At 74.5% G+C, this 9,037-nt stretch carries 5 protein-coding genes and 2 pseudogenes; 2 read left to right on the top strand and 5 right to left on the bottom strand.

Going from position 1 to position 9,037, the window contains the following annotated elements; all coding sequences use genetic code 11:
* Both ABZ646_RS33020 and ABZ646_RS33015 read left to right on the top strand, forming a co-directional pair.
* Positions 1 to 79 (top strand): annotated as a pseudogene (locus ABZ646_RS33020) (SIS domain-containing protein); the annotation flags it as partial.
* A 99-nt stretch (positions 80 to 178) separates the two neighbouring features.
* Positions 179 to 1,156: a methyltransferase domain-containing protein gene (locus tag ABZ646_RS33015; RefSeq protein WP_360527103.1), complete on the top strand. Its 978-nt coding sequence runs from the start codon at positions 179 to 181 to the stop codon at positions 1,154 to 1,156.
* 22 nt (positions 1,157 to 1,178) lie between these two features.
* On the opposite strand, the gene ABZ646_RS33010 is transcribed toward ABZ646_RS33015, so the two are convergent.
* The 5 genes and pseudogenes from ABZ646_RS33010 to ABZ646_RS32990 all read right to left on the bottom strand — a co-directional run.
* Positions 1,179 to 2,891: an FHA domain-containing protein gene (locus tag ABZ646_RS33010; protein ID WP_360527100.1), complete on the bottom strand. Its 1,713-nt coding sequence runs from the start codon at positions 2,889 to 2,891 to the stop codon at positions 1,179 to 1,181.
* Between the two features lie 78 nt (positions 2,892 to 2,969).
* Positions 2,970 to 4,310: a VWA domain-containing protein gene (locus ABZ646_RS33005; RefSeq protein ID WP_360527097.1), complete on the bottom strand. Its 1,341-nt coding sequence runs from the start codon at positions 4,308 to 4,310 to the stop codon at positions 2,970 to 2,972.
* Positions 4,311 to 4,442: 132 nt separating this feature from the next.
* On the bottom strand, positions 4,443 to 5,789 hold the full coding sequence (locus ABZ646_RS33000) for a PP2C family serine/threonine-protein phosphatase (RefSeq protein WP_360527094.1): 1,347 nt from the start codon (positions 5,787 to 5,789) through the stop codon (positions 4,443 to 4,445).
* Between the two features lie 3 nt (positions 5,790 to 5,792).
* Entirely contained in the window at positions 5,793 to 8,300 is a 2,508-nt protein-coding gene (locus ABZ646_RS32995) for a tetratricopeptide repeat protein (RefSeq protein ID WP_360527091.1), read from the bottom strand.
* Positions 8,297 to 9,037: pseudogene (locus ABZ646_RS32990) on the bottom strand (hypothetical protein); the annotation flags it as partial. The pseudogene ABZ646_RS32990 and the gene ABZ646_RS32995, both read right to left, overlap by 4 nt.

The following is a 9,037-nucleotide window of genomic DNA, read 5'->3' as shown; positions in this document are numbered from 1 at the left end:
GCCCGCCACCCTCGGCTCCCGCCTCGAACGCGTCGACGGCCTCGCCACCGCCGTCCTCGACACCTCACCCCTGCGCGCGGCGTCCCCGTGGATCATCTCACCCGTACATGGTCTCAGACCGGGTGACCCAGGACTCGAGGCTCAGGACCGACCGCCGCCCGGTGCCTAGGCTGGACACATGGGCCCCTACGACGCGGAGACCGAGGAGCTCGCCGCCGGCGCGCGGGCCGAGCTGGTGCGGGAGATCGACGCCGAGGGGGTCTGGGCGGCGGAACCGGTGTGGCGGGCGGCCTTCGAGGCGGTGCCCCGGCACCTGTTCGTGCCGTACTACTACGTCGCCGGGGCGCGGGGGTACGAGCGCCGGTGGGGCCAGAGTCCCGACCCGGCGGCGCGGGAGCGGTGGGTGCGGGGCGCGTACGAGGACGTTCCGCTGGCCACCCGGCTGCGCGACGGTGAGCTGCTGTCCTCCAGCAGCCAGCCGTCGCTGATGGCGCGGATGCTGGTGGCGCTGCGGGTGGCCGACGGTGACCGGGTGCTGGAGATCGGCGCGGGCACCGGGTACAACGCGGCGCTGCTGGCCCACCGGCTGGGGGACGACGGCCTGGTCACGACCGTCGACGTGGAGCCGGAGATCGTCGAGTCGGCGCGGCGGCACCTGGCGTCGGCGGGGTACCGGCCGGCCGTCGTCACGGGGGACGGGGCGCGAGGGGTGCCGGAGCGGGCGCCGTACGAGCGGATCGTCGCGACGTGCGCGCTGCCGGGGGTGCCGCGGGCCTGGGTCGGGCAGTGCGTGCCGGGGGCGCGGATCCTCTCGCCGGTGGCCACGGGGCTGCTGGCGCTGGCCGTGGCGGGCGCGGGCCGTGCCGAGGGGCGGTTCCTGGCGTCGGCGGCGTTCTTCGTGCCGCTGCGCGGCGTGGCGAGGGCGGTCGGGGCGGGGGATGCGAGCGGGGTGCCGGCCTGGGCCTTCGGGGACGAGTCCTTCCAGTTCCTGGCGGAGCTGACGCGGGGGGTGCTCGCGCCGAAGGAGGCCTATGAGGTGTGGGCGGGCGAGGGCAGGCCCGGGCGGGAGCGGTACGGGGTGACGGTGGAGGAGGGCGGGGAGTGGCTGTGGCTGGATGACCGGGAGGGGCCGTTCGTCTGGCCGCTCCCGGTCTGACGCCGACTGCGGGGTGCCGCGCTCAGCCCCGTCGGACGGTGATCGTCGTCCAGGCGCCCACGTGCACCCGGTCGCCGTCCTGGAGGGGCACCGGGACGAAGGGCTGGATGGGGTCCTCGCCGCCGTTCACCGTGGTGCCGTTCGTCGAGTTCTGGTCGACGACCGCCCAGCTGCCGTCTGGCTGCTGGACCAGGACCGCGTGCTGGTGGGAGACGCCCGGGTCCTCCGGCGGCACCGACAGGTCGATGTCGGGGGTGTCGCCGGTGGAGTGCCGGCGGCGGCCGATGGTGACCTGGTTGCCGGTGAGGGTGCGCTGCTGCTCGGGGGAGTACGCGGGCAGGTTGAGGCCGGCCGCCTCGGGGCCCGAGCGCTGCATCATCGCCATGAAGTACTCGCGGTCCGGGCCGATCGTCGCCGTCCAGGTCGCCGGGGACTGCGGGGCCTGCGGGAATCCGGAGCCCGGGGCCTGGGCGGAACCGGGCTGCGGGTAGCCGTAGCCGCCGGGGCGGCCCCCCGGAGCGCCGGGGCCGCCCGACGGCGGGGAGATCACCCAGTCGTCGTCACCGCCGCCGAAGGACGGGCCGCCGGCCGGCGGCCGGGTGGTCTCCTGCGGGAAACCGGGCGGAGCCGACTGCTGGAAGGCGCCGGGAGCGCCGCCGGCGGTCGCGCCGGGACCGCCGGGCGGCGGCGGAACCGGCGGCCGGGACGGGTCGCCGCCGAAGGGGCCGCCCGCGGGGCCGCCGGGGTCGCGGGTGTAGGGGCCGGAGGCCTGACCGGTGCCGGGGGCGCCGCCGAACGCCGAAGGCCCGCGCTCGCCGCCGAAAGGCGGGGGCCCGGACTGGCCGCGGTCGCCGCCGAACTGCGGGGGACCGGACTGGCCCCGGTCACCGCCGAAGGGCGGGGGCCCGGAGGCGCCGCGGTCCTCACCGAAGGGGGGCGGACCGGACTGGCCGCGGTCACTGCCGAACTGCGGGGGGCCCGACTGCCCGCGGTCGCCGCCGAACTGCGGGGGACCGGACTGGCCGCGCTCGCCGCCGAAGGGCGGGGGCCCGGAGGCGCCGCGGTCCTCACCGAAGGGGGGCGGACCGGACTGGCCGCGGTCACTGCCGAACTGCGGGGGACCGGACTGGCCGCGGTCACTGCCGAACTGCGGGGGACCGGACTGGCCGCGGTCACTGCCGAACTGCGGGGGACCGGACTGGCCGCGCTCGCCGAACGCCGGCGGGCCGCCGCGCTCGCCCGCGAACGGCGTCGGGCCCGAGGGCTCGCTGCCGAAGGACGGGATCGGCTCGGCGGGACGGTTCACCTGCGAGGGGCGCGAGCCCTGGTACTCGTACGAGTCGGTGTTGCCGCCGTACGACGGCGGGGCGGGCGGCCGGAAGGTGGGCGCGCCCTGGCCGGGCCCCGACGGGCGCGGCGCGGCCGGGGTGTACGAGGTCGCCGTGTTGGTCAGGAAGTTCCAGCGGCACTCCTCGCAGAACGGCGCACCGCCCTCCCGGGGCGTACGGCACTGCGGGCACAGCTCCGCCTCGGAGCCGTTCGGCACGGCCGAGAGGTGACGGCCGCCGGGGCCGCCCGCGGGCCCGCCGGCCGGGGCACCGGGCGCGGGCGGCGGGAAGCCGTAGCCGCCTGCGGTCGGCGGGGGCGGCGGAGGTACGGCACCGGCCATGCGGTGACCGCACACCTCGCACCAGTCGTCGGAACCCGACTGGTGTCCGTTCGGGCAGGTCGGCATGTCGGTGCTTCCCTCTCTGTCAGGTTCGTCCTGAGCCTGTCTGGGCGTCCTGCGGATGCTGCTGGGTCTGCTCTCAGGTCACTTCTTTACACGAACAGTCTTTGTGGACCGTGTCTCGAGAGTCATCTCGTCGGCCTCCGCAACCTTCGCTTTCAGTCGCACAGTACCCGTCGCGGCATCGACCACGTCCACCACCTTCGCAAGCAGTTTCGCAGTATCCGCGTTACCGGAAGCGCTTGCCAACTGAACGGCCCGACCCAGTTTGGCGGTTGCTCCGTCCATATCGCCTGCTTTGCGCAGATCCAGGCCCTTCTGGATGGCTTGTGCAAGTTCGGCCTGACCTGTGTAGTGGGCGACCTGGGGATTGATGGAGGTCGAGGCGGCCATGTCGTCCGTCCACACCGCCCTGATCAGACCCTGTGCGCCCAGGTTCTGGACGCTGCCGTCGGGCTGCGGGACCACCAACGAGACCCGCGCGGCGAGCATTTCCTGGCCGAGGCCGGCCGAGGGGACCTCCACGCAGACGTGGTAGTCGCGCGACTCGTCACCCCAGGAGCCGGTCGGGTAGTCCCCGGCACGCGGGCCTGCCTCGGTGCGCCGGTCGGTCAACTGCTCGACGGTGGGCGCCACTTGCTTGACGAACTTGATGGTCGTGCCGACCGGGGTCCACAGCCTGAGCGCGACGTCGGCGACCTCCTTGCCCATCGCCGTCTCCATCATCTGCGTGAAGTCGGCGGCCAGGCCCGCGGGGTCGGCGACGATGTCGGCGGTGCCGAGCATCGCGGAGGCTATCCCTGTGACTTCTTTCACTTCCCAGTCGGTGCCCACACCGCGGGCGTCACAGGTGAACCGTCCGGCACAGGAGTCCAGGGCGGCCCTCAGGTCCTCCGGCGACTCGTGCTCGTTGCGGCCGTCGGTGAGCAGGATGCCGTGCCGGATCGCGACGTCCGCCGAGGACAGCAGCCGGTCGGCCAGGCGCAGCCAGGTGCCGATCGCCGTGCCGCCGCCCGCGCTCAGCCTGCGCAGCGCCTGCTTGGCCTGCTCCCGGGTGGTGCGGTCGGCCACCGCGAGCCGCCCGCCGCCCGGGTAGACCTCCTTGGCGACGTGCGTGCCGCCGACCACCGCGAAGTGGGTGCCGTCGCGCAGCGTGTCGATCGCGGCCGCCGTGGCGTCCCGGGCGTTGCGCATCTTGGTGGGCGGGTAGTCCATCGAACCGGAGCAGTCCACCATGATCGCCACCCCGGCCGACGGCCCCTGCCCGGGCGCGTACGAGGCGCCGACCGAGCTGCCGACGGTGCCGCCGCCGGTCGAGGTCACCGTGACGATCGCGTTGACCTCACGGCCCCCGTCCGGCAGGTACTCGTTCTGGTACACGTCCACCGAGAACTGCGGCACGTTCGACTTCGAGAAATTGGCCATGACTGCTCCGGTCCCCCTCCACCCACGCGTGATGGGTGCTGACTGTGTGCGGACCGGTCCCCTCCGGCCCGCCGGTGCTTCCCCTGCGCTACCCCGTTCCGCTCTCCCGTTCACGGCCGTTCTGCGACGGCCTCAGGCGGATCCTGCCCCCTGCGGCGGCGCCGGGAACGGCAGCAGCGCCACTGTTACGTTGTCGTGGCCCCCGCCGTCCAGGGCGTGGCCGACCAGGACCCGGGCGGCGTGCAGCGGCCGCAGCGCCACATCCGCGGGGACGATCTCGGACATCTCCTCGGCCGTCTCCGCGTAGTTCCACAGGCCGTCGGTGCACACCACCACCACACCGGGCCGGTCCGGCTTGAAGGACGCGGTGTGCGGCTCCAGTTCGTAGGCGTCCGCGCCGAGCCAGCCGGTGATCGCGTGGGCCCGCTCGTCGGCGTACGCCTGCGCCTCGCTCATCAGGCCCGCCGCCACCATCTGCGCGGCCCAGGAGTCGTCCTCGGTGAGCCGGGCCGGCGGTGAACTGCGGTCCGCCGGCACCCAGTAGGCGCGGCTGTCGCCGACCCAGCCGACGACCAGCAGGCCCGCGGTGACCACCGAGCCGACGATCGTGCACGCGGGCGCGTTCTGGTGCGGGGTGTGCTCGCGGGCCGAGGTGGGCTCGTCGGCCAGCGCGTTGACGGCGTGGGACGCGGCGACGATCGCCTCGTGCAGCGCCGCCTGCGGATGGGTGCCCTGCGGCAGCGCGGCGAGCAGGCACTCGCCCGCGGCCCGGGACGCGGCCATGGAGGCCTCGTCGGGACGGGTCGCCGAGGAGACCCCGTCACAGACGACCGCGAGCACCGCCGGGGTGCCGTCGGGCAGCGCGGTGCAGCCGACGGCGAACGCGTCCTCGTTGCGGTGGTGGCGCAGTCCGCGGTCGCTGACCGCGGCCACCGGACCCGACTCCTGCTCCATGTGGTCGCGCTCCCGGGGCTGGGCGTGCCCGCAGTTCTCGCAGTAGCCGTCGTCGTCGACGCGGCCCGCCCGGCAGGCCACGCACACCTTCGCCGCCCCGGCGGCCCCGGTGCTCTCGGCGTTCTCGGCGGCGGAGGCGGCCACCCGCGGGTCCGGCGCCTGCAGCGGGTAGTCCTCGTCGGGCTCCGGCGGCCGGTCGAACCGCACCCCGGCGGCCGGTGACCCCGGCGAGCCGTGCGGCGCCGAACCGGGCAGCGGCGTGCCGCCCGAGTCGGTGCCGGGCAGATCGGTCGGCAGGTGCGGGTCAGCGTGCGTCGAGGAGCTCTCCGGCTCGGGCGGGGGCCAGTTCACACCGGAGGGTCCCACACCGGAGGCGCCCATGGTGAGGGTCGGGTGGTCCGGCGGCGCGGCGGGCACGGCCGACAGGTCGTACCCGCACGCACCACAGAAGAGATCACCCGATTCGAGCGGCTCCGCGCAGCTCGGGCACTTCGCCGGTGCGGCCTGCTGGGGCATCTGCGACATCAACTACACCCACGTCCGGGGGCGGTAACGGTTGGCCCGTTCCACCAGGTCGATCCTCTCCTCACCGCCGGTCGCCAGTCTGGCCAGCGTGCGGTACGAGCGTTCCAGGCCGAAGCGGAGGCCCCGCTCGTCCAGACCGCTGCCGAGCAGCACCCGGCCACCGGTCGCGGACTGTACGCCCTGGCCCCCGGAGAGTATCCAGTCCAGCGCGCAGCCGAGCACCTCCGCCGACAACTGCTCACGTCTGGCCGGGTCCAGACCGTACGCGTCCAGCGCCTCGATCTGCCCGGCCGCGGCCGTCAGATCGTCCAGGAACGGCGTGTCGTCCGGCCCCGCGGTCCGGTGCCGCAACCGCGCCCGTACGGCCGCCACCCGGGCCGCCGTGTAGTGGATCGAGGCCTCCGGCACCGACTCCAGCGTCTTCACGGCCCCCCGCCGGTCCCCGGCCGCCAGCTGCACCCGGGCCAGCCCGAAGGCGGCGCTCACGAAGCTCGGGTCGGTCGCCCACACCAGCCGGTAGTACTCGGCCGCGTTGTCCAGCTGGCCCAGCACCTCCGCGCACAGCCCGAGCGCCAGCTTGGGCGCGCTCTCGCCGGGGAACGCGTCGTAGACCGCGTCGAAGGACAGCGCCGCGCCCTCGAAGTCGCCGGTGACCAGGGCGGCCACACCCCGGTACCAGACCACCCGCCAGTCGTCGGGCCGCTCGTCCTCCAGCTCGCCCAGCGCGGTCAGGGCGGCCTCCTGGCCGTCGCTCTCCAGCCGGGCGCGGATCCCCCGCAGCCGGGTCTCCACGGTCTGCGTGGGCGCGGCGGCCAGCGCCCCGAGCAGCTCGCCCGGCGCCGAGGTCATCATCAGGCCCGCCAGGAAACCGGCGTTCGGGTCGCTCTGGTCGACCAGCGGCACCGGCAGGGCGAGCCCGGCGGCCGGCGTGGCGACGGCCTTCACCAGGGAACCGGCCGCGCCGTCGGGGGCCGTCCGCGCTCCCGGCGGCTCCAGCGCGAGCGTTCTGGAGGTCACCGCCCGGGTGCCCAGCCGGGACACGTCCCCGGCCAGCCTCGGGAACAACTCCGTGTCCGTGACCTTCACCTCGGGCCCGAACAGCGTCGACAGGGCGGGCCTGGCCTGCCCGGTCTGCACCGACACGACCTCCCGCAGCACCCCGGTCAGCTGCTCGGCCATCTCCTGCGCGGAGGCGAACCGGCGGGCCGGGTCCGGGTCGGTGGCCCGCACCAGCAGCCGGTAGAACGACTCGTACTGCCGGAAGACCTCGACGGTGTCCGGGTCGGGCAGCGAGTCCACGAAGACCGTCGTGTAGCCATGGAAGTCGAAGGTGAGCACGGCCAGCGTGCGGCCCACCGTGTACAGGTCGGAGGCGACCGACGGACCCACCTCGGCGACCTCCGGCGCCTGGTAGCCGACCGTGCCGTAGATCGCCGACTCCTCGTCGTCCATGCGGCGCACCGCGCCCATGTCGATCAGCTTCAGCTGGTCCTCGGTCTGGATGGCGTTGTCGACCTTGAAGTCGCAGTACAGCAGGTTGCGGCTGTGCAGATGGCCGAGGGCCTCCAGGGCCTCGATGCCGTAGGCGCACGCCTGCTCCACCGGCAGCGGGTCGCGGCGGCCCTCCGGCGTGCGCCGGGCGTTGGCGATCTCCTTGAGGGACTTGCCGCCGACGTACTCCATGACGATGTAGCCGTCCAGGGAGCCGGTCCGCTTGTCGAGGTGCTCGACGAAGTTGTAGATCCGCACGATGTTCGCGTGCTCGATCTCCGCGAGGAACCGCCGCTCGGAGATCGCCGCGGCCATCGCGTCCTGGTCACCGGTGTCCAGGAGGCCCTTGAGGACCACCCAACGGTCGGCCACCGCCTTGTCCACGGCCAGGTAGATCCAGCCCAGACCGCCGTGCGCCAGACAGCCCGCGACCTCGTACTGGCCGTGCACCACGTCACCGGCCTTGAGCTTGGGCACGAACGAATACGGGTTGCCGCACTTGGTGCAGAACCCCTCGGTGCGGCCCGGCCGCTCACCCCGGGCCCGGCCGACCGGCGCCCCGCAGTCCGAACGCGAGCAGAACCGCTTGCGCTCGGGCACCTCCGGGTCGTCCAGGACCATCGCGCGCGGGTCGGGCCGCGGCACCTGAGGCACCGCCACCAGGCCCGCGCCCAGCCTGCTGCGCCCCGACGCACCGGTCGACGAACCCGAACTGCGCACCGACACCGAACGCCCCGTCGGCCCGCCCGACAGCGACCGCGACAGCCGCCCGGAGACCGAGCGCCGCGACTTCGACGACTGCGACGACGTCCGCGAACTGCGGCCGGTGGAGCGCGAACTCCCGCTGCCCGCCGAGTCCCGGCCGCCGGCCGTGATCCCGGTGGGCGGCGATTCCAGCGTCCCCTTCGCCGAGACGACCGGCGCCAGACCGCAGGTGTCGCAGTACAGCTCGCCGCCGCCCACGTCCTCGTACGACCCCTCGCAGCCCGGCCGCTGGCACGACTGTCCCACCTGGCTCATACCTGCTCCCCCCTCCGGTCCTCGGGCCCGCCCTGCTGCGGCACCCGCGGCGCCCCCAGCGCCTCGGCCGCCGCCCGCTGGTACCGCAGCACCGCCTGCTCCGCCACCCTCAGGTCGCAGGGCGCGCTCCACAGCATCCGCCGGGCCGCGTCGTACCGCTCGATCAGGAACGGGTCCTCGGCCAGCCCGTGCCGGGCCACCTTCGCCTTGTACGCGTCCAGCCGGCCGCGCAGCTCCGCGCGGACCGCCAGCGGCGCGGTGACCGCCGTCAACGACTCGCGGGCCCGCAGCAGTTCGTCCTCCGCCTGCTGCTCCAGCGACTCCAGAAGCGGCGACAGCCGGTGCCACTGGGCCTGCCTGCGGTACTCGGCGGCGGTCGCCAGCTGCTCCTGGAGCGCGGTCGGCGGACCGCTGACCACCGGCACCTCGGTCGCCGCGATCTTCGCGAGGACCTCACCGCGGGCGGTACGCGCCTCGGACAGGGTGCGGTCCGCGCGGGACAGCACGTCCCGCAGCCTGATCAGCCGCGCCTCGGCGTCCTGCCGTACCGTCAGCACGGCGTCGATCTCCCGCCGCACCTCCTCCAGCGCCCGCGCCTCCCGGTCGTACACCGTGGTGTCCGGACGGCCGCCGCCGGGCGCCGAACTGCCCTGCGCGGGCACCCAGAAGGCCAGCGGGTCGCAGACCACGTCCTCGCGCAGCTCACTCGGCTGGACCAACGCGAAGCCACTTCCCAT

The organism is Streptomyces sp. NPDC007162, assembly GCF_040634175.1.
GTDB lineage: Bacteria > Actinomycetota > Actinomycetes > Streptomycetales > Streptomycetaceae > Streptomyces.
The sequence above is the reverse complement of the archived record's forward strand: the minus strand, read 5'-3'. Positions and strand labels throughout refer to the sequence as shown.